A 21097-nucleotide genomic window follows, 5' to 3' on the forward strand; every position below is an offset into this window, starting at 1 on the left:
TCTGAAAAGCTGGCAGATATAATACTGAAATTACACTAACAACTCACAACTAACAACAAACCAATATGTTAACCAGCGTCGATCGTTTATTATTTGTCCGAAGAGTACCAATTTTCAAAGAATTACGAGATGATTTTCTTGTTCGTTTAGCATCAGTCATGGATGAATTGTCTTTTCCCAGCAATTACACCATTTTTCGGCAAGGGGAACAAGGGCGATCGCTGTATATAGTTGTTTCAGGGGTTGTGAAAGTTCATATAGGAAACCAACAATTAGCTATTTTTCCTAAAGGAGAATCTTTTGGTGAAATGGCAGTGTTTGATGCTCAAACCCGTTCTGCTTCTGCGACAACTTTAGAACCTTGTGATTGTTTGGAACTCACTCAAGAACAACTGTACGATGCTATAGAAGAAACTCCTGAAATTGCAGTGAATATTATTGGCGTACTATCACGGCGCATTCGGGAGTTAAATGAAAAAATTAATGCTATGGGTACGAGAAATTACTGATGACTGATGTCAAAAATTTCTTAATTTATCGGGGACTTAGCGGGATTTAACGTTTTGAAAACACACTCCAAGGGGGGGTTAATTCAAGTTGTTTGTACGGCATAGCTTTTTTCGGGTAAATTTCTAAGAAACACTTGGATCGTCTCCTGCTTTGAGTTCCTTTAAAATCTGTTCTATTTGCCTGATTTTTTCGGGTCTGTCTTGAGACTTAAAAATATTTAAAGCTTTTTCTAAAGATGCGATCGCTTCATTGCGTTTTCCTTGTTCCCAAAGTGCTTGGGCTATATTAGTCAGGGCATCACCGTAATCGGGATTAATAGCCAGTGCTTTCTGATATGCTGTTATAGCTTCATCCCAACGTTGTTGGCTTGCAAAAACAGATCCAAGGGCATTATGGGCAAGAGCATATTTAGAATTTTTTTGAATAGCTTTTTCATATTCTTTAATAGCATCTTCTTTTTTTCCCTGACGAAATAGGACATTACCTAACTGATAATATCCAAAGGAATAATCGGGATACTTTTTAACTAACTTACGTAAATTTTCTTCTGCACCCTTTAAATCACCTTGGTTAAATAAAGTATTTGCCACTTGAACAAGTTGCGATCGCTCTTGCTGTGTGGTATCTGAGAATTGCGCCAGTCTTTGTTCCCGTGTATGTTGTTTATCAATGGTGAAATGACTGACTTTGGCAACAACCATTTGTGATGAATTTGTAACAGTTAAGATACCCAGCATCAAGTAACTAGAAACGTGAAAAGAAACTAATTTGTTAAGATTCTTTGACTTCATGCTGAAAATTTTTCTACTACTAGGGGTCATATAATAATCTTTACCACAAAAGACGAAGAAGCTTCTAGAAGCAACATTTGGGATGTAGATCTCACATAAGCGATCGATGATTATAATCGGGATAGACCTTCCGTAAATTACCGTAATGCCCATATGTGAGGACAAAATTTTTTAAGTAATTTTTCGTTTCACTTAAAAGTATAGTTAATTTTATTCTCAGTAAAACCATGCACGGCAAGCGTAAAAATCTCGATATTTTAAACTTAGCTGGACTTGCGATCGCGGGGTTCAGTCTAGTCTTTGTAACTTTAGCAACCACCATCTTCATTTCTCCCAAGTTAGTTGCGGCTAAAGAAGATAACCGACTTGCAAAAGCATCTACAGAACTACCAATTGTAAAATCAGCAGCTTTGGGTATAGATATGAACGTACCTTGGTCAAAAACCGTTCTAATTAAAGACCCCTTTGAAGGGAATTACGTTGGTATATTTGACCGCCACTCCTTCTATAAAACTTTTCTAAATGTTAACTCTAAGTTTGAAGTCATTAGCCTCTGGAGAAAAAATTCTGTTCGCATTCTTTTATCTTATCGCGAACGCGATTGCTTTTCTGGATACGGTTTATACCCTTACACTAAGATATCAGGAACGGGATGTTTGGGAGCTAAAAATACCATTAAGATAACTAACCTTTATATCAAACTTGGAGAGAAGGTATTTCGCCTTGAGGGAAACAACAGTACTTTTGACGTTAGCTCTGAGTTAGCAACAGCCCTCAAAAACTCCCCGGCTGAAAATGTCGATATTAGGCTTGTAGCTGAAAGTGGAGAAGCAGTAGATAGTGAAATTGGCAAAAGAACTGTAGAAGGTTGGAAAAATATTTTTTAAATGCTGGAGTAATTTTTGCTTCTTTTCTATCCTGGCTCTCTAAGTAACGGTACAATAGTCACTAATTTTCAAAGCCTAAAAACCAAACTATGACGATGCATCCTTTATTGCAACGTGCATTTACTGACCGCAATGTCCTCAAAGTTATCGCCGGCTTGAATAACTTCGATTCCCAGCGTGTAGCTGAGATTGTTAAAGCAGCCCATCACGGCGGTGCTACTTTTATTGATATTGCAGCGAGTCCAGAATTGGTCAAAACAGCAAAATCTTTGACAAATTTGCCAATTTGTGTATCAGCCGTAGAGCCAGAAAAATTCGTACAAGCTGTAGAAGCTGGTGCTGACTTAATTGAAATTGGTAACTTTGATTCTTTCTACGCTCAAGGGCTGAGATTTGAAGCCGAGGAAGTTTTAGCACTGACTTACCAAACTCGTGCTTTGCTTCCTGAAATTACCCTCTCTGTCACCGTTCCTCACATCTTGACACTAGACCAACAAGTACAACTGGCAGAGGAATTAATTAAAGCTGGTGCTGATATTATTCAAACAGAAGGTGGAACCAGTAGCAATCCTACTCACCCTGGAGTGCTGGGACTGATTGAAAAAGCAGCCCCCACATTAGCAGCAGCTTATGAAATTTCTCGTGCCGTTTCAGTTCCCGTACTCTGCGCTTCCGGTATTTCCAACGTAACAGCACCCCTAGCAATTGCAGCTGGTGCTGCTGGTGTTGGCGTCGGTTCTGCCATCAACCAACTCAATAGCGAAGTCGCAATGATTGCGGCTGTACGCGGTTTGGTAGAAGCGTTAGGAACAGCGACTGTCGTTAAGAGTTAATAGATAGTGGTTAGCGGTTAGTTATTCTACTAACCACTAACCACTAACCCCTACCCCTAACCACTAACCTCCCTCAAAGCAAATATCACTTGATTTTGCTGTTCTTCTGACAATTCGGGGAACATGGGTAAGGATAAAACCTCCTTACAGGCTTGTTCTGCAACTGGCAATTGTCCTATTTGATATCCCAAACTTTCATAGACGGGCTGTAGGTGTAATGGATGGGGATAATACACCATTGTATTAACACCTCGTTCTTGCAATCGATCGCGAAGCCAGTCTCTGTTGTTATCTAAGACGCGAATGGTATATTGATTCCACACTCCCATACCCCCTGCTAATTCTTGGGGCATGATAATATTGGTCAGATGACTCAAAGACTGGTGATAACGAGAAGCAACTTGTCGCCGTTGGTTATTCCAAATATCTAAATAGCCTAGCTTAATCTGTAAAATAGCAGCTTGGATGGCATCTAATCGACTGTTAACACCAATTTCCTCGTAGTGATAGCGGTTTTTTTGACCGTGCTCTTTTATAATTCGTAGCTTGGCTGCAATTTGCGGATCGTTGGTTGTTATCGCCCCTCCATCACCACAAGCTCCTAAATTTTTGGTTGGGTAAAAACTAAAGCAGCCTATATGCCCAATGCTTCCTACTTTCTGCCCCGCCCAACTTGCACCGGTAGACTGAGCGCAGTCTTCTATTATGACTAAATTGTGAGTTTGTGCAACATCCATTAAGCTCGTCATATCAACAGGTTGACCAAAGAGATGAACTGGAATAATCGCTTTGGTTTTTGGTGTAATTGCTGCCACAACTTGTTCCACATTTAAATTAAATGTGGTTGCATCAATATCAACAAATACGGGTTTTGCACCTACAGCACTCACAACTTCTGCAGTGGCAATAAAAGTAAAAGGTGTAGTAATAACTTCGTCACCCGAGCCAATATTAAAAGCTCTCAGAGCCAAATATAATGCATCTGTTCCAGAATTACAGGCTACACATTCACTTACACCAGTATACGCAGCAAACTTTTGCTCAAAACCTTCTACAACAGAACCACCGATGTAGCGACCGGAAGCTAAAACTTGTAAAACGGCTGTACTTACCTCTGCTTCAATATTAGTGTATTGTTGCTTAATATCAAAGGCAGGAACGGAATTAATGCTTTGAATCATGAGTTTTTTTAATGAGAAATATCATCAAGGGATTTTTGCTTATTGAATTCTGAGTCAAAAAGCTGCGGCTAAACTGTTGTCTCAAATACGTAAAGCAAGCGTTTTTACTTAGTTTTCTCTACTAAGAACCAACACGGGGAATTAAAGTTCCTGAACCATTTGGGTGTTTTAGAGTAGTTAGTAGTTAGAGTTAGTAAAACAACTAACAACTAACTACTAACCACTACCCAAGGGAGTATAAAACTCATGCAGGATTTAATAAAGCTAGATTTTGTTGATTTGGCTTTGGCTGTTGCATTCATGGGAGTAGCTATAGGTTTGTCTGCATGGGAAAAAATTGGACTAGAGCTGAGTTTAGCCCTCGCTACTGGAAGAACCATCCTACAACTTGCAGTCTTAGGGTATGTTATGGAGTTCATTTTTTCTCTTGACACTCCTTGGGCTGTTTTGGGGATTTTAGCAGTAATCCTGACGATTTCGGCACTTGTGGCACGAAATCGCATTGATAAAAAAATACCTCAAATGTTGCCGCTTGTGTGGGGGTCAATTTTTATCAGTACAAGTCTGACTCTGATTTATACCACTCTATTGATACTTCAACCGGATAAATGGTACGAGCCACAGTATTTTATTCCATTAGCCGGTATAGTTTTAGGCAATGCTATGAATGCAGCTGCGATCGCAGGAGAACGTTTCGTCAGCGCTATTGATGCCAATCAATTGGAAATTGAAACTCATTTAAGCTTGGGTGCGACTCCCTGGCGAGCAGTTGCACAATACCGCCAGGAAGCTGTCCGTGCTGCATTTATTCCCACACTCAACCAGATGCTGGCGATTGGTTTGGTGACGCTACCAACAATCATGTCCGGACAGTTATTAAGTGGTGTAAATGCTCGTGAAGCCGCCTCCTACCAAATTCTCATTACGTTTACCATCGCTTTTACCAATCTGCTGACAACACTATTGTTGACGCGAGGACTGAGCCGACAATTTTTTAACTCTGCGGCTCAGCTTGTTAGATAGAACTGGGGGATCGCATCTCCCCCTTTTTCTTCATTCTCCCGGATTGTGAACGTAAATCGCCTTACCTTGAGCATCGTAAATAATTAGGGGTAAGCTAACGTTGTCACTGATAATATCTAAAGTTTGCTGCAACTTTTCTAAATACTCGGATGCGTTTGTAGCAGTGTTAGTCGAGCTTTGATTGCTTGCAGCAGCATCAGTAGTAGTTCGATCGCTTGTATTTGTGACGGTACTTTGTAGGATTTGCTGGTATTCTGGCGTCAACTGAACGGTAATTCCTTGTTTATCCACCTTATAATCGCAGATGCGAATTGTACTGTAACAGGTTCGATTTAAGTCAGTACGAGTTCTTTGCATCAAACTAATAGTTTGTAACTTATCTTGCGCTTGCTTAAGGGCTGCTGAGTAAGGTTGTACTAAAGCTTGAGCTTGAGTGTAATACATACTCTCATCAGTCACTTGTTTGGCGGAGTTTACAGCTTGATTCCAATAAGTAACAGCTGCTTGCCATTGATTTTGTTGTTCGTATCGTTTCGCAAGGTTGGCTGAAGTGACAGATTGATTGTAAGTTTTAGCGGCTAATAATTCTCTGGTCGCATGAATCCTTGCTGTCGCTAAGTAGGGTTTATATTCCCCTAAAAGCTTTTGCGCTTCTTTATATACAGAACTACTACGTGGAATCACCGCTAAAGCATTCACCGCTACTTGCCAAGTTGCCTGAACTTTTTGTAATTCTTGTAACGTTTTGGCAGTCGCATCTCGTTTAGCAGCTTCCACAGCTACAGCCTTTGCTGCCTTTAGCTTTTCAATCCATTTTTCTTCTGCAAGCAATTGCTGCTTTACAACTTTTAAATGAGAGCGATAAATGAGTAATTTTGGAAATACCAGTTTATAGAGTTCGCTATTGGAATTAATCATTTCTAGTGGTGCGATCGCCTGCCGCCACAACTGTTGTCTGGCTTGCAAATCCTGTAGGCTAGTTACTGGGATTTTACTTTTTTGCACAGCTATTGACCCCATCTCAAATGCTTTAATCACCTGGTTAACTTTTTCCGATTCTCCAGAAAAACTTGTTGAAAGTTTTTCTGCTTCTTGATGATAGGGGGACCAAAAAGGAATTGCTTTTAAAGATACACTTGTTTCTTCTAGTTGCTGTTGCAGTTTTGGTAATTCTTTTTCCGACCGAGCATTAAGCTTGAGTTGATCCAATGACTCTTGTAACTGTCTTGCTGTTTGTATTTCTTTACACTCCAATATAGAGCAAGGACGAGTCAGTAAGTAAGTAGCACCAACCAATACAGCAATGACAGCTATGGCTGCGCCTACTACAACTGTTTTAATTTTCCGTACTGGCTTTGATGACGAGTAAGCAGACAAATCTGGAGCATCTGCCATTGGGTCAAACGGTTCATCCTCATGAGAGGCGTCTGGAAGTGAGGCGTGGAGAAAAGACGAAGAAAAACTACCCTCATCTCCGCTGTTTGCAGAAAGTTCGCCAGATCTTGAGGAGAAAGATTGCACTTGATAGTCTTCCTCAATGTCCATGTCCTGAAAACTGCGGGGTTTCAGTGTTCTGAGGTCCTCAAATTCGACATCTTCGGGTTCTTCAATATCCTCAATTTCAAATGAATCATATGTTGCGGGTGTTCTCAGTAGGAGAGAACGCTTGGCATAAGGCAGTTTTTGTCCAACAACTCTTAGGAAAAGTTCGACCGGCTGTTCTTGGCGACCGGGTAGCGATTGTAGTGCTTCTTCCAACACTGCAAATACTGTTTCCGTAGCAGCTATCACACCCGCAGAATGTTGAGCTAAAACCATTAATTGGTCATCTTTGACAGCACATTTCACTTGGAATAAGTCACCTGATGGAACTTCTGCTCGTAACTGTTCCTGCAAAATTTGTGCTAAGAATTGTAAATCTTCTTGTTGGGCTGCTACTTTCATAGACCCATCCTGTTCTTTTATATTTTTTTTGTCGAGAGTGCTAGATGCACGCGTTCCGTTTTTTGAATAGGGATACACAGCTTAACCAACCATCGTTATAAATAGAAGTGGACAATTTTCTAACATAAATTAGTAATTCTTACGTAAAATAAAAATAGTTTTTAAGCATCGCTCTCAACCTCAGCAAAACACCCTAAGTGTAGTATTCCAATCTTTTGGTCTAAACTAACAACAGTTAAAAAAAGAATCGCGAAAGAACGCTAACGCTGTGATATGCCACATCTCCGATTTCTCAAAGGGGATGCGAGCGGACTGACCCACCTTATCAATTGATTTAATTTCTCTCGAAAAATTTATCTATATAATTAAAAACACTGATATGCTTGTTTTCTATTGAAACCAAGCGTTTGTGCCATAATTGGGGGTCAACCAATACAACTGTTGCCATTTTAACCTTAAGGACAGATTGGCTCGTGGGATCGCGTTTTTAAAATAGGAGGAAATACTCAGTTAGATAATTTTATCAATGTTTTGTGACATTATGCCTGCTGTCTTGGGCTGTAGGTGGGCAAGGGAATCTTGCAGACTCACTACCTACAGGTATGTAACAAATCTGTAGTGTATCCTAAAGAACGTTTACTGAACTCAATAAAATTGATAGTGTCAATAAGTATTTATAGCTAAAGAGAACTTTTTAATCGGGGTGGAGCGCCGTATGTTTTAGACTTCCCCGCAGCAACCCCAATAATGTGGCAAAAAAGGTGTAAGTCAATGGATTTGTTAGAGTATCAGGTTAAAGAATGGTTTTCGGAAATCGGCATTCCTGTATTGCCATCTCAACGAATCGATCATCCTACAGACCTAAAACGGTTAAAAATTAGCTATCCTGTCGTGTTGAAATCCCAAGTGCATGTGGGGGGACGAGCAAAAGCCGGTGGGGTCAGATTTGTAGAAACAACAATTGATGCGATCGCCGCCGCCCAACACATCTTTAATCTGCCAATTTTTGGTGAGTTACCAGAAGTGTTGCTAGCAGAAGCAAAGTATGATGCCGAACAGGAGTTGTATTTAGCCGTTGTTGTGGATACTGCTGTTTGCAGACCCATCTTATTAGGTTGTACGGAAGCTGAAGTTGATTGGGATTGGGAATCAGCAGGAGAAAAGATGCAACACGTCGTTGTTGATGGGGAATTTTCTCCATTTTATGCACGACGATTGGCACTAAAAATGGGGTTGCAAGGCTCGTTAATGCAGTCAGTTAGCACTGTTGTAGAGAAAATGTACCAATTGTTTGCAGACAAAGACCTAGATTTGATTGAAATTAGTCCCTTGGGAGTGAGTTCTTCCGGTCAAATTATGGCTCTTAACGGTACTGTAAGTGTCAACGAACGAGCCATTGGGCGTCATCCAGATATTGCCGAAATTGCAACTAAAATTGCCAACCGCCGTACCAAGAGAGAGATAGCAAGGAACTTGGGCGATTGGGATGTTGTAGAAATGCACGGTAAGATAGCAATTCTAGGTAATGGTGCGGGTTCGGTAATGGCAACTTTAGATTTAGTTGTAAATGCTGGTGGGAAACCAGGTGTTTGTCTCAACCTGCGCCATGCTTCGGTGACCGAAACCTCACCGACAACTTTTACCGATCGCTTGGAAAAAGCATTACACAGTTTGGGTGCTGATAAAAGTATTCACGTGATACTCATTAACTTCTTGGGTAGCATTCCTCTGAGTGAAGAAGTTGTAGAAATCATCGGAAACTTTGTAGAAAGTAGCTCCAGCACATTTAAGCCACAATTGGTTAGGGCTAACGGTAGTAAAAATCGTCGGGACAGTCATTTTCCCCGCTTGGTTGTACGTCTTGCTGGTTCTGAGTTTAAGACAGCTAGAGAATATCTAGCAAATTTAAAAACTCCGGGTGACGCACCTGTGGTGGTAGAAAGTCTGGATGAAGCAGTAGCAGAAGCAGTCCGTTTTGCTAAGGCAACAACTACACATAGAAGATTTTGAAAAAGTATGAAGTATAAAGGAGCAAAAAATTTTCCTTTATACTTCTATTTGACTTGCGATTGTATTGGTAGAAGACATATTTTATCCTTCATACTTGATACTTTTTATGAACTTAACACCAGATAGCAAAGTATTAATCCAAGGATTTTGTGAGTATATTACAGTCACTCACGTGACACAAATGAAAGCATATGGCACAAATGTTGTAGCAGGTGTCAATCCTGGTTGTGGCGGACAGGAAATATACGGTTTGCCAGTTTATGACTTGGTTGAAGAGGTTGTGGAACAATATGGAGTTATCGATACAACGATTATTTGCGTGCATCCATACCAAGTTTTAGATGCAGCGTTAGAAGCGATCGCATCTGGGATCGGTCAGCTGATTATTATATCTCCTGGGGTACCACCACTCGATATGGTACAACTTCTGCGGAAAGCTGAGGCAACAGAAACTATCGTGGTAGGACCCAATAGCCCTGGTATTATCGTACCGGGCAAAATTCTCTTGGGGACTCAACCAAGCGAATTTTATATCCCAGGCTCTGTGGGAATTCTCAGTCGCAGCACGACTTTGACTTATGAAGTTGCAAGGGAATTAACTCATGCTGGGTTGGGACAGTCGCTCAGCGTCAGCATCGGTAGTGATGCGATCGTCGGTTCGTCTTTTTTGCAATGGCTGGAAATATTGGATGAAGATGAAGCAACCAAGGCGATCGTCTTAGTTGGACAACCGGGTGGAGGTCGTGAAGAAGCTGCAGCCCATTATATTGCTGAAGCCATAGACAAACCAGTTATTGCTTACATTGCAGGAACACAAGCACCACCTGTCAAACAGTGGCGTCAAACCGGGACTTTAGCAGCTGTGATAGGACGCGATCCCGATTTTGGTACGGCAAAAAGCAAAGTATCGGCTTTTTCTCACACAAGGGTTCCAGTCGCCGAACGTCCTTCTCAAATCCCAGAATTGGTGAAGAAGGTTCTGGGATAGATATCATAGTATTCTGGATACTTATGCAAGTGGCTGATTGACTACTCTCTCTCCGCCCAAAGATTACCTATTTAAATAAACCGCAAAGACGCAAAGAGCAAGGGAGTAAGAGGAAAAGAAGATCGGTAACCTTATAGTACCGAAGGGAGTAGCTTTGGTTACCCTTGGACGTAACCAGAAGCAAGTACTGGTGACTCGATCTGCTCGTTACGGTTTTCTTATGCTTGGTAAGCGTTAGCTAAACTACGAGTGCCGCTTTTTTATTACTTTCTAGTAACATTTTTCCTACCTAGTTGGGCAAGATTAAAAGCTCGCACATCAAATTACTAATGCTGGAGTTAGATGAGTAATTAACACTGTTTCTATTCTAAATCAAAAAGCTAGTGATTTTGAGCACTTGTCGTGCGGGTTTTGCATGGACAGCAGCAAATTTTATTCCCTGGCAAAAGCAAATAATTTGACTTTTTGGACATCCTTTTAGCGCTAATTGTAAAATTTACTTAATTTAAGTACTTATACGGTTGTAATGAGAAGGAGGATACTGACAGTATAATTGAGAACTATAGAGAATGGTAATAAATGCAAGCCTCCGAAACTAAATTGCAACAAATTATTGAAGGGACGAAACAATACGTTGTCCCTTTGTTTCAGCGAGCTTACAGTTGGAAAAAACCGGAGTGGCAGCTGTTGTGGAATGACATAGTTGAACTTTGTGCAACGGATAATCCCCGTCCTCACTTTATGGGTTCTATTGTCACTATGCCAACGACATCTGTACCTGAAGGAGTAACTAAGTATCTTTTAATTGACGGACAACAGCGTTTAACAACAGTTTTTATTCTTTTATGTGCTTTACGAGATCGAGCAAAAGAATCTGACGAGGAGCTAGCAGCCGAAATTGATAATACTATTTTAGTTAACCCTTACAAAAAAGGCTTGGATTACTACAAGTTACAACCTACACAGTTAGACCGTGCTCCATTTCATCACATCATTAAATCTCCACCTCAAACAAATGATAGTGGTATTTCAGAAAGCTATCTTTTTTTTGAGAAGAAAATTCGGCAGAGTCAATTGGAAATTCAAAAAATTAAAAAGGTTGTTTGCAATAATCTATCTCTTGTAAGCGTAGTACTTGGTACTGATGACGATCCCTACTTAGTTTTTGAGAGCTTAAACGCCAAGGGAAGACCTCTGACACAAGCAGACTTGATCCGTAACTATTTCTTTATGAAAATTCATGCGGATAATCAAGAATCTGTTTATACTGAATATTGGCAGCCCATGCAAATTCTTTTGGGAGAGAGCCTGACCGAGTTTATTCGTCATTACCTGACAAAAAGTGGTGTTGAAGTCAAGCAGAGTGAAGTTTATTTTGAAATCAAAGAAAGAATTAACAAAGTTGAACCTTTGTCGTATCTAAAAGATTTATATAAATTTTCTGAATACTATGCAAAACTTTTGAACCCAGAGAGAGAAAAACATGAAAAGATTCGGAAATATCTCCATCGTCTCAATCGTTTAGATATCAATACTGTCTACCCATTTTTATTAAACTGCTACAATGATTGGATGCAATCTAAAATAACAGAGAAAGACTTGGTTGCAGTTCTGCAAATTATTGAGAATTTTATCCTTCGTCGTTTCGTATGTAATGTTCAAACAAGGGGATTAAATAGAATTTTTGCCTTGCTTTACTCACAAGTTAGTAAAGATACAAATCTAGCTACTGATACTTTTGTGGAGCGATTAAAGTTAGCTCTTCAGAACCGCGATTATCCAAAAAATCCAGAGTTTAAAGAACGATTAATGGATGTCAAGCTATACGGTAGTAATCGTTCTGAGAAAGCAAAGCTTATTCTTGAATCTATTGAAGAATTCTTTAAGCATAAGGAGCAAGTATCTTTTGATGGACTTTCTATAGAACACGTTATGCCACAAACTTTAAATAACTGGTGGAAAGAACATTTGGGAGAAGATTGGGAAGTAACCCATGAATTACTCGTTCATTCTTTAGGCAATCTAACGCTTACAGCGTATAATTCTGAACTTTCTAATGCTGAGTTTCGGATGAAGCAAACTCATTTTCAAAATAGTCATCTGGAATTGAATAAGTATTTTCACAATAAAGAGACTTGGCGCAGAGAGGATATTGAAGCACGAGCAGCATATCTTGCAGATCTTGTTTTGCAGATTTGGAGCTACTTTGGTAACGAGCAAGTACAACCTTCTCAACCTAGTAGCTTAACGGGTAGCATTCCGAATCGACTTCGTATATTTGGACAAGAACATTCCGTGAAAAGCTGGCGAGATGTTTTAGAAGTTACATTAAACACGATTGCCGATCTCGAACCTGAGCGATTTCAAGAAATTTTGCAGCAGTTTCCTCGTTTTGTAGGATGGGATGAAAAAGACTTTCGTAGTACTCGACAACTCCAAAATGGAACTTTTGTTGAAGTTAATTTGTCAGCAAAACACATTCATGCATTCTGCTTAAAGGCGATAGAAACGGCAGAGTTATCAATTGAAGACTGGTGTATTGAGACAGTGCATTCATTTTAGATACATGGATTAAGAAAGGCTTTTGTAGGCTTAACTAGTAGTCTGTCGCATTAAAAACTGCTGAGTTGAGCAATCTTTAAATTCTTCTTTTTCTCTTCCTTTGTACTCTATAGTTATAATCTTATGTTAACTCCTCAGTTTTGTCTAACTGCTGCTTTAACTTAAAAACTAACAACCACACAGTAACTAACTGACAGAAAATAGCGAATAAAAATTGTATTGGAGAGATCGGGTAGCTATCAGCAAACAAGGTAATAAGCGGTGCAGCTACTGAGAAAAACCATGGAAAATAGTTGTCTGATGTATTCGCTGTCAACAGAAGCGCAATGATTATTGGTAATACAATTAAAGCCGTTAGTGTAGCTATTGTCCAAAAAATTCGATAGCGATTTTTTAAGAACAACATAAATTGTGCTAAAGCTGCATATACCATAGCTAGACTACCAGCTAAAGCAAGAGCAAAAAGAGGGTTATTTCTGTTAATACCTCTTTCAAAATTTAGGACAAGTAACAGAAGTAAAGGAGTTATCAGGATTATTGCATTTAATGCGATCGCAACCAATGCCGGACTTTTTTCACCCCAAATCAAATCGCGAACTAAAGAACGTTTCCAAGAATTGTTATCAATAAAACTTTTTTTGTAGCGTACCCAATCTTGTAATAATTGGCGGTGAGGTATGAGTGCAGCTATCAGAAATAAAAATAGCCACAAATCTAAGAACAAAATAAACGCAATACTATCACGCAATACTGACCAATGATAATAGGGACTGGCAACAAAGTCTTTCCAATTGACACATCCTAAAGTGCAAACGGCAAAATATGCTGTTAGCCAATAACTTTGCTGCTTACTTAACATAGTAGATTTTGGATCGCGGAAACAGCGCCATAAAGCTTGCCAAATAAAATAAGCTAGCGTACCGTAATTGAATGTAATAAAGATAACGACAGTGAAAAAACTAGCCCCTAATGGCAGTTTAAACCAAGAAAAATTTTCCCATAAATTAATGCTTGTAAAAAAAGAGCTTTTATCCAGATGAGGAATTAGATAAAATGGGTTGAGACCTTTTATATAAGCTATAGGAGAATCAGTTGTAGCATTGGCAAACCACAGTCTACTCAGGATGAGAAAGCCAAGAACTACGCCACTTGCCAACCAAGCTTGAAAGCCGCTTAACCAAGACCCAACTAAACCAAAGAGTAATGCTCCACTGTAATAAAACATACAGGCAGCTAATACAAGAGCGTAAAAAGTTAGAATTGACAAAAAGGGGATTTTTGCTCCCAATCCCGACCATAAGTGTAAAGGAACTGTTAGGGCTACTGCGATGTACAGCAAAATAGGAACACCCAACAGTTTGCCCCAAAATATGTTTTTTGGGGATTGAGGGCTGAGGCGAATGAAGTTGAGAGTTCCTCGCCGTTGTTCTGTCGCTAAATCGCTTGTCAGCAAATAGGTTCCTGCAACCAAAAGGGCAGCAATGATAATAATACTCAGCCACGTGAAGATATCCTGCCAGAAAAGCTGCCAATTAATCAGATAATAATGCCTCAACCCATCGTGCAGACACCTGTAATCATTAATATCATTTGGGCTTCCCGTACAGTATAAGGAATAGTTTGAAGAGACTGTGACGCGATTAGGTGGTAGCTTGACTGCAAAAAATCCATACAGAACAAGCTGGCTGAGTAGAGAGGTTGAAACTGCAAGTACAACATTTTGTGTTTTCAACCGTCCTCGAATTTCTCGTAAAAGTTGGGGGTTCCAATCCCCCAATTGTTCAATAAAATTTTGGATCATAAAAAGCCCAATCTTATTTTGATGCGTGGAGTTGAGATTTTAGGAAGTCGGCGCTCTAGCAGCCCTCTGGTCACATTTCTTTCAAATCCCTTCACTCTTTTACTAGCAATGCTTTGGTAGCAGATTCTCCTAAAACCTTTACCTGCTTGACTAACTGCCAAATTAACAATCCCAAAACTGCTAACTCTCCCAACCAAACTATAAAAACTATAGGTGTTGAACTGTATTTCAAACCAGGCCAAGGCCAAGTAGACAGTAACCAAAATGTAGGGTAGGTAGAAGGTTGGAGACGCAGGATTGAGAGAGCGAATTGAGGTACGAATAATAGGACAAACACGATACCAACTGCCCAGAAAAAACGTTTTTTCGTTTTCATCAATAACGCTCTTTGTACGCTCGTCGCACAAACCATCATGATAGTAATAAACATAGCTACCCCTAAAATTGCGTTTAATCTATTAACCTGATTAATCCACAAATTTAGACTTGCGGTTTGGTCAATGTGTAAAATGGGTACTAGTAAAATCCAAACGACCACTGGAGCCGTTGCGATCGCAAGATAAATGAATGCTGAGACTAGTATCGGGCTTTTTTCACCCCAAATAAGATCGGCTAGCCAGAAGTTATTTTTAACACTGCGATCGCTAGAAATATTTTGGTGTCGGTATCTTGCCCAATCCTGTACGGTTTGGCGGTGAGGTGAGAGGGTTGCAAGTAACCCAAAAAATAGAACTACGTTAAAGATTAGAATCCATCCAAAATTTTGAGTAATTTGATAATTCACATCGTGAAAGCTAACGCAATCACGACCCGGACAATACTGGGAATAGTTTTTCCCATACTGTAAGGTAAATCCCCAAAGAAGAACTTGAATCCAAGCGACCAGAAAATAACTGTGCCTCTTACTTAAGAGACTGGTATTTGAGTTACGGAAGCAGCGGATTATTCCTTGCCACAAAAAGTAAATCCACACCCCGTAATTTAATAAATGCACGCTCACTAATCCCAAAAGACTGTTTCCTACTGGCAGATAGAAAAACTGTAAGTTTTCCAGCAGTTTCCATTGGTACCGATGGAGAAACAAATTGGGAAAAAGGTATGCCGTGATATCAAGTGGACTGAACAATTGAAACCAGATAGTTGAAGACCTGACGTATGGGCTAGCCCATATTGACTGCATCGTAATTATCAGAAATAGTAAAACCGCACCACTACCCAACCAAGGTTGAAAGCCACTAAACCAACGGCAATATAAGCCAAAGAGTAATGCAGCATTGTAGAAGAAAATACAGCAAGCGGTGGTGACTATCCAGAAACTGAAAATATGACTGGTGGCGATATTGGCACCCCGCCCTGCAAACAGATGAAAGGGTAATGCGGCTATGATAAAGAGATACACCAGTATTGGTACACCTAACATTTTGCCAATCAAAACACTTGTTGCAGGTTGAGGGCTCAGACGAATAAAATTGAGAGTTCCTCGCCGTTCTTCTTTCGCTAAGTTATCGATCAGCAAATAAGTGCCTGCGACTAACAAGGTGAAGATAAAAACGATTGTGAGTGTAGAGAAAATGTATTGCCAGTGGTCGCGCCACCACATTTGCATATTTAATTGGTCGATGGGGCAATACTGGCTTGATAGCTCGGTAACTTGCTGCTGCAATCGATCGATTTGCAATTGCAATTCAGCAATTTTGCTTTTTCCAGAAGGGTTATTACTGCTATATTTACTTATTTGTCGGTAAAGGTTTTCTATTTGCTGACCGAGAATCCGTCGTTTTTCTAGGACTTCCGGACGGAGAAAACAGTATTGTCCTTCTTGTGAATACAAGTCATTGGGAAGTTCCCGCAATTGATAGAGAAACAGAACTATTTGACCGAGAAGCGATATCCCAACTGCGATCGCAATATTAAAACCTTTTAAGCGTCCTTTGATCTCCCTAAAAAACTGTGGATTCCAATCGCCCAGCTTACTTATCAAATCATTCATATTTTGGATTATGGATTGTGGATTTTAGATTGAAAAAGTCTTTCTTAGGCTTGACTCTTATTTAAGAATCTTCAGGTTAGTCTCGATTTCCAACTGCTTAAACAAGTCGGGGATATAGCAACCATCAAAATCGTCACATTCTTTTTTCAAATTCATCTAATCTTTTACTAGCAAGACTTTGGTAGTAGATTCTCCTAAAATCTTCACGTGCTTGACTAACTGCCAAACTAACAACCCTAAAACTGCTAACTCTGCCAACCAAGCTATAAAAACTGTAGGTGTTGAACTGTATTCTAAACTAACCCAAGGCCAAGTAGAAAATAACCACAATGTGGGATAGGTAGAAGGTTTGAGATACAAGATTTCCAGAGCAATTGGCAGTAAGAAAAACAAGGCAACCAAGATAACAAATGCCCAGAGAAAGCGGTATTTTGTTTTCATCAAGAACGCTCTTTGTACGATCGCCGCACAAATCATCATGATAGTAATCAACATAACTACCCCTAAAAGTGCATTGAATCGATCGATCTGATTCATCCATATACTGCTCGAGCGATTTTTGTTATTAAAAATAGGTAGGAGTAAAATCCAAATGGTGACTGGAGTTGTTGCGATCGCAAGATAAATGAATGCTGAAACTGGTATCGGGCTTTTTTCACCCCAAATCAGATCGTTTAGCCAGAAGTTATTTTTAACGCTGCGATCGCCAGAAATATTTTGGTGTCGGTATCTCGCCCAATCTTGTACGGTTTGGCGGTGAGGAGTGAGGGTTGCAAGTAACCCAAAAAATAGAACTACGTTAAAGACTAGAATCCATGGAAAATTGTCAGAAATTTGATCATTCACATCGTAAGACATCTCGCAAGAATTACCGGGTATACCGGGCATACAAGATTCCGAATAATTTTTCCCATACTGTAAGGTAAATCCCCAAAGAAGAACTTGAGTGCAAGCGACCAGAAAATAACTGTGACTCTTACTTAAGAGACTTGTGTTTGAGTTACGGAAGCAGCGTATTATTCCTTGCCATAAAAAGTAAATCCAAAACCCGTAATTTAATAAATGCACGCTTACTAAGCCGAGAAGACTGTTTCCTACTGGTAGATAGAAAAACTGTAGGTTTTCCAGCAGTTCCCATTTGTAACGCTGGAGAAACAAATTGGGAAAAAGGTATGCTGTTATATCAATAGGGCTGAACAGTTGAAACCAGATGGCTGAATAACTGACGTATGGATTACCCCATATGGACTGCATTGTAATTATCAGAAACAGTAAAACCGCACCACTACCCAACCAAGGTTGAAAACTAAACCAACGGCAATATAAGCCAAAGAGTAGTGCAGCACTGTAGAAGAAAATACAGCAAGCGATGGTGACTATCCAGAAACTGAAAATATGACTGGTGGCGATGTTGGCACTCCGCCCTGCAAACAGATGAAAGGGTAATGCGGCTATGATAAAGAGATACACCAGGATTGGTACACCTAACATTTTGCCAATCAAAACACTTGTTGCTGGCTGCGGGCTCAGACGAATAAAATTGAGAGTTCCTCGCCGTTCTTCTTTCGCTAAGTTGTCGATCAGCAAATAACTACCCGCGACTAACAAGGTGAAGATAAAAACGATTGTGAGTGTAGAGAAAATGTATTGCCAGTGGTCGCGCCACCACATTTGCATATTTAATTGGTCGATGGGACAATACTGGCTTGATATATCGGTAATTTTCTGCTGCAATCGATCGATTTGCGATTGCAATTCAGCAATTTTGCTTTTTCCAGAAGGGTTATTACTGCTATATTTATTGATTTCTTGGTAAAGAATATCTAATTGCCGATTCAGAGGTCGCCGTTTTTCTATGACTTCCGGACGGAGAAAACAGTATTTTCCTTCTTGTGAATACAATTCATTAGGAAGCTCCCGCAATTGATAGAGAAACAGAACTATTTGACCGAGAAGCGATATCCCAATTGCGATCGCAACATGAAAACCTTTTAAGCGTCCTTTGATTTCCCTAAAAAACTGTGGATTCCAATCGCCCAGCTTACTTATCAAATCATTCATATTTTGGATTGTGGCTTTTAGATTGAGAAAACTTTACCTAGTGCTAATAGATGGAAATAATACTGGATTGCGTTCATACATCTCCCTTGTCCCTATTTAAGATGCTTGCTTGTGACCTAATTTAAGGAAAATTGTTTCTAAATCTTCTTGTGTGGTGTGAAAATCAGTGAGGGGGATATTGGCTGTTATCAGCGAGCGCAGCAAATCCGCACAATCTTCTTGTTTTCCTGAAAAATTGACAAGCACGCAATTCTTAGCAGGTAAAACTTCCCATTCTTGCACGAGGGGATTATTTTTTAATTCGCCTAAAAGTTCCGGTATTTTTCCTAAAGTAGAGATGGCAATTTGTTGGCGAGCAAGGCGCTGGTAAAGTTGTTGGAGAGAAGCACTTTCTACCAGAAAACCAAGTTCCATGATTCCCACAGATGTACACAGTTCTGCTAAATCGCTAAGAACGTGGGAGGAAATGAGTATTGTCATTCCCGCTTCTTGCAAAACTTTAATGATTTCACGAAACTGCATCCTGGCAATTGGATCGAGCCCGGAAACTGGTTCATCTAATAGCAAGACAATAGGTTCGTGGATAATAGTTCTGGCAAGACACAAGCGTTGTTTCATCCCTCGTGACAGGGTAGAAATCAGACTGTTGCGCTTGTTACCTAATTGAATCAGTTCTAAAACTTCATGCAGGCGTTGAGTGCGGCGCGGATCGCGCAAACGGTACAGCCGAGCAAAATAATCTAGGTAGTCCCAGACAGTCAGTTCTTCGTAAAGAGGATAGTCATCCGGTAAGTAACCCAAGCGTCGTTTGAGAGTGGGGTTGCTTTTGTCCCGCAGTAAGCGATCGCCATTTATATAAATCTCACCCGTTGTTGGCTCTTCAGCAGCTGCTAACATCCGGATGAGAGTTGTTTTCCCCGCACCATTAGGACCAATTAATCCATAAACTTCACCTGACAGTATTTCCAAATCGATATTATTGACAGCAACGTGTCTGTCAAATTGCTTAGTCAGTCCACGGGTATGAATAGCCAGTTCTTGTGTCATAACTAATAGGCTGGAGTTTGCAATTATACTGATTGGCTTTCAGCCATCATACTGACTGTTATTGTGAAACGAAAGACGCTATCACACGGAAAATAACCGTATTCATGCGCTTGGCAAGTTTGCTTGAGGTAGTCAACCGAATACTTCAGTACAGCAAGCTTAGCCTTTAATTTCAGAACTTGCCAGAATGGTTTCGGAAAATGCAACCAGCTTTAAAGAAAGTATTTTTTTGTACTAGAAAAATTTATCAAATTTTTATACATAGTAACCAATATTACATTTTGTAAAGGACTAATAGCATGGCATTCAAAATTCGTATATTGTTTTTACTTAATTTTCTAACTTAAAAAAAGTAATAAAAATTACTTGTTTGGAGCAATCCTAACTAAATAGTTCAATTGTGCTAAGGTGTGAGAAAGTGATTCCAGAGTTTGATGGGAACGGTAATTTACCACCAGGAGTACACTGGGTAGAATGGGAAGAATTTAAGGAAAGATTTGGGACTAACTTGACGAGGCAACGCATGATAACTGGTCTAGAACTAGCAATGACACAGTTGAAAGCAGCTGGTTGTAGAACTATTTATATAGATGGTAGTTTCGTTACCAGTAAACAAAAACCAAAGGATTTTGATGCTTGTTATGATAACGATACAGTAGACACTAATTATCTAAGAATGTACGCTCCTAAGTTGCTTAATCATTACGATCGTGATGAACAGAAAGCTAAATATAAAGGTGAAATTTTTCCTGCAAACCAACCTGTTGGTAATTATGGTTTAAATTCTTTTGAATTCTTTCAGCGCGACCGTCAAAAAAATCGTAAAGGTATTATTGCTATAGATTTACTAAGGTGGGAAATATGATTAAAAATAATGATGAGTATCAAAATACTAGATATCTGGTAGGAGAATTTAAAAAATCAATAGCAGCAATGGAGAGAGATCGACAAAGTAAAAACGATGACTTTCAGAAATGGGAAATTAACAGAGGTGCATTACAATCTCATCTAGAGAAATTGCAAGAAGAAATTGTTGAATATGAAAGAATTCTGAATTGCAATATTAATCACAAGTTACAAATTAAAGTTGATTCTTTAAACAAATTACCAGATGCGTTAATCAAAGCTCGGATAGCAGCAAAAATGACTCAACAAGAACTCGCTGACATACTAGGCATTGATGAACAGCAGGTCAAGCAGTACGAAAAGACAGATTATCAGTGCGCTAGCTTTGTCGATATTCTTGAAGTCAGTACGGCTTTGGGTGTAGAATTTGAAACTGCTGTTGTACAAGTAGATTTTGAGGAAATAAAAGAAGTTAAAAAAACCGTGGAAAAATGGCGTAAGGAGAAAACCAATATTCAAACCAAAACCTCATAGATTTCCCACGCTTACTTGTAGCCAATCTCTCCTAAATAATATTGCTTAAAGTTTGCGATCGCTCTGAAGTGTCGGCATCTTTACTTTTG

Annotated in this window: 16 protein-coding genes; 9 read left to right on the forward strand and 7 right to left on the reverse strand. The window is 39.7% G+C overall.

Annotated features, from left to right (window positions below; translation table 11 throughout):
* Positions 1–65 precede the first annotated feature (65 nt).
* Positions 66–509 carry a Crp/Fnr family transcriptional regulator gene (locus tag AB0756_RS23515; protein ID WP_038089904.1) on the forward strand — a complete coding sequence of 148 codons (444 nt, stop codon included), beginning with the start codon at positions 66–68 and terminating at the stop codon, positions 507–509.
* A 123-nt stretch (positions 510–632) separates the two neighbouring features.
* Here the strand turns inward: AB0756_RS23515 and AB0756_RS23520 are convergent, their stop codons facing one another.
* A complete protein-coding gene (locus AB0756_RS23520; RefSeq protein WP_038089900.1) occupies positions 633–1301 on the reverse strand; it encodes a tetratricopeptide repeat protein in 669 nt (222 codons plus the stop codon).
* A 227-nt stretch (positions 1302–1528) separates the two neighbouring features.
* Between AB0756_RS23520 and AB0756_RS23525 the strand changes: the two genes are divergently transcribed.
* Positions 1529–2188 carry a hypothetical protein gene (locus AB0756_RS23525; protein ID WP_038089898.1) on the forward strand — a complete coding sequence of 220 codons (660 nt, stop codon included), beginning with the start codon at positions 1529–1531 and terminating at the stop codon, positions 2186–2188.
* Between the two features lie 89 nt (positions 2189–2277).
* Positions 2278–3021 carry a DUF561 domain-containing protein gene (locus AB0756_RS23530; protein ID WP_038089896.1) on the forward strand — a complete coding sequence of 248 codons (744 nt, stop codon included), beginning with the start codon at positions 2278–2280 and terminating at the stop codon, positions 3019–3021.
* A gap of 56 nt (positions 3022–3077) precedes the next feature.
* Here AB0756_RS23530 and AB0756_RS23535 read toward each other — a convergent pair whose 3' ends face one another.
* On the reverse strand, positions 3078–4202 hold the full coding sequence (locus AB0756_RS23535) for a DegT/DnrJ/EryC1/StrS family aminotransferase (RefSeq protein ID WP_038089894.1): 1125 nt from the start codon (positions 4200–4202) through the stop codon (positions 3078–3080).
* 246 nt (positions 4203–4448) lie between these two features.
* Between AB0756_RS23535 and AB0756_RS23540 the strand changes: the two genes are divergently transcribed.
* Positions 4449–5225, forward strand: a complete 777-nt coding sequence (locus AB0756_RS23540) for an ABC transporter permease (RefSeq protein WP_038089892.1) — start codon at positions 4449–4451, stop codon at positions 5223–5225.
* 30 nt (positions 5226–5255) lie between these two features.
* On the opposite strand, the gene AB0756_RS23545 is transcribed toward AB0756_RS23540, so the two are convergent.
* Complete coding sequence (locus tag AB0756_RS23545) at positions 5256–7169, reverse strand: hypothetical protein (RefSeq protein ID WP_038089890.1); 1914 nt, start codon at positions 7167–7169, stop codon at positions 5256–5258.
* Positions 7170–7940: 771 nt separating this feature from the next.
* Between AB0756_RS23545 and AB0756_RS23550 the strand changes: the two genes are divergently transcribed.
* The 3 genes from AB0756_RS23550 to AB0756_RS23560 all read left to right on the forward strand — a co-directional run bounded on the left by AB0756_RS23550 (position 7941) and on the right by AB0756_RS23560 (position 12729).
* Entirely contained in the window at positions 7941–9179 is a 1239-nt protein-coding gene (locus AB0756_RS23550; RefSeq protein WP_038089888.1) for a succinate--CoA ligase subunit beta, read from the forward strand.
* A 106-nt stretch (positions 9180–9285) separates the two neighbouring features.
* Entirely contained in the window at positions 9286–10167 is an 882-nt protein-coding gene (locus AB0756_RS23555) for a succinate--CoA ligase subunit alpha (protein ID WP_038089886.1), read from the forward strand.
* Positions 10168–10746: 579 nt separating this feature from the next.
* On the forward strand, positions 10747–12729 hold the full coding sequence (locus AB0756_RS23560) for a DUF262 domain-containing protein (RefSeq protein ID WP_038089884.1): 1983 nt from the start codon (positions 10747–10749) through the stop codon (positions 12727–12729).
* Between the two features lie 121 nt (positions 12730–12850).
* Here the strand turns inward: AB0756_RS23560 and AB0756_RS23565 are convergent, their stop codons facing one another.
* From AB0756_RS23565 to AB0756_RS23580, 4 genes are all read right to left on the reverse strand, one after another.
* On the reverse strand, positions 12851–14530 hold the full coding sequence (locus AB0756_RS23565; RefSeq protein WP_038089882.1) for a hypothetical protein: 1680 nt from the start codon (positions 14528–14530) through the stop codon (positions 12851–12853).
* 91 nt (positions 14531–14621) lie between these two features.
* Positions 14622–16520: a FlxA-like family protein gene (locus AB0756_RS23570; RefSeq protein WP_167844749.1), complete on the reverse strand. Its 1899-nt coding sequence runs from the start codon at positions 16518–16520 to the stop codon at positions 14622–14624.
* Positions 16521–16676: 156 nt separating this feature from the next.
* Positions 16677–18581, reverse strand: coding sequence for a hypothetical protein (locus tag AB0756_RS23575; protein WP_038089880.1), 1905 nt, complete (start codon positions 18579–18581; stop codon positions 16677–16679).
* A gap of 96 nt (positions 18582–18677) precedes the next feature.
* Positions 18678–19628: an ABC transporter ATP-binding protein gene (locus tag AB0756_RS23580; protein WP_038089877.1), complete on the reverse strand. Its 951-nt coding sequence runs from the start codon at positions 19626–19628 to the stop codon at positions 18678–18680.
* A gap of 418 nt (positions 19629–20046) precedes the next feature.
* On the opposite strand from AB0756_RS23580, the gene AB0756_RS23585 reads away from it, so the two are divergent.
* A complete protein-coding gene (locus AB0756_RS23585) occupies positions 20047–20493 on the forward strand; it encodes a DUF6932 family protein (RefSeq protein ID WP_038090013.1) in 447 nt (148 codons plus the stop codon).
* Positions 20490–21008, forward strand: coding sequence for a helix-turn-helix transcriptional regulator (locus AB0756_RS23590; RefSeq protein ID WP_038090011.1), 519 nt, complete (start codon positions 20490–20492; stop codon positions 21006–21008). Before AB0756_RS23585 ends, AB0756_RS23590 begins: the two co-directional genes overlap by 4 nt.
* Positions 21009–21097 lie beyond the last annotated feature (89 nt).

It is taken from the genome of Tolypothrix campylonemoides VB511288_2 (assembly GCF_045999855.1).
GTDB classification, from domain to species: domain Bacteria; phylum Cyanobacteriota; class Cyanobacteriia; order Cyanobacteriales; family Nostocaceae; genus Scytonema; species Scytonema bouteillei_A.

Excerpts from the sequence above, each read along its gene's own strand:
- AB0756_RS23515 (WP_038089904.1), top strand. The coding sequence starts at position 66 with ATGTTAACCAGCGTCGATCGTTTATTATTTGTCCGAAGAGTACCAATT.
- AB0756_RS23520 (WP_038089900.1), bottom strand. The coding sequence starts at position 1,301 with ATGAAGTCAAAGAATCTTAACAAATTAGTTTCTTTTCACGTTTCTAGT.
- AB0756_RS23525 (WP_038089898.1), top strand. The coding sequence starts at position 1,529 with ATGCACGGCAAGCGTAAAAATCTCGATATTTTAAACTTAGCTGGACTT.
- AB0756_RS23530 (WP_038089896.1), top strand. The coding sequence starts at position 2,278 with ATGACGATGCATCCTTTATTGCAACGTGCATTTACTGACCGCAATGTC.
- AB0756_RS23535 (WP_038089894.1), bottom strand. The coding sequence starts at position 4,202 with ATGATTCAAAGCATTAATTCCGTTCCTGCCTTTGATATTAAGCAACAA.
- AB0756_RS23540 (WP_038089892.1), top strand. The coding sequence starts at position 4,449 with ATGCAGGATTTAATAAAGCTAGATTTTGTTGATTTGGCTTTGGCTGTT.
- AB0756_RS23545 (WP_038089890.1), bottom strand. The coding sequence starts at position 7,169 with ATGAAAGTAGCAGCCCAACAAGAAGATTTACAATTCTTAGCACAAATT.
- AB0756_RS23550 (WP_038089888.1), top strand. The coding sequence starts at position 7,941 with ATGGATTTGTTAGAGTATCAGGTTAAAGAATGGTTTTCGGAAATCGGC.
- AB0756_RS23555 (WP_038089886.1), top strand. The coding sequence starts at position 9,286 with ATGAACTTAACACCAGATAGCAAAGTATTAATCCAAGGATTTTGTGAG.
- AB0756_RS23560 (WP_038089884.1), top strand. The coding sequence starts at position 10,747 with ATGCAAGCCTCCGAAACTAAATTGCAACAAATTATTGAAGGGACGAAA.
- AB0756_RS23565 (WP_038089882.1), bottom strand. The coding sequence starts at position 14,530 with ATGATCCAAAATTTTATTGAACAATTGGGGGATTGGAACCCCCAACTT.
- AB0756_RS23570 (WP_167844749.1), bottom strand. The coding sequence starts at position 16,520 with ATGAATGATTTGATAAGTAAGCTGGGCGATTGGAATCCACAGTTTTTT.
- AB0756_RS23575 (WP_038089880.1), bottom strand. The coding sequence starts at position 18,581 with ATGAATGATTTGATAAGTAAGCTGGGCGATTGGAATCCACAGTTTTTT.
- AB0756_RS23580 (WP_038089877.1), bottom strand. The coding sequence starts at position 19,628 with ATGACACAAGAACTGGCTATTCATACCCGTGGACTGACTAAGCAATTT.
- AB0756_RS23590 (WP_038090011.1), top strand. The coding sequence starts at position 20,490 with ATGATTAAAAATAATGATGAGTATCAAAATACTAGATATCTGGTAGGA.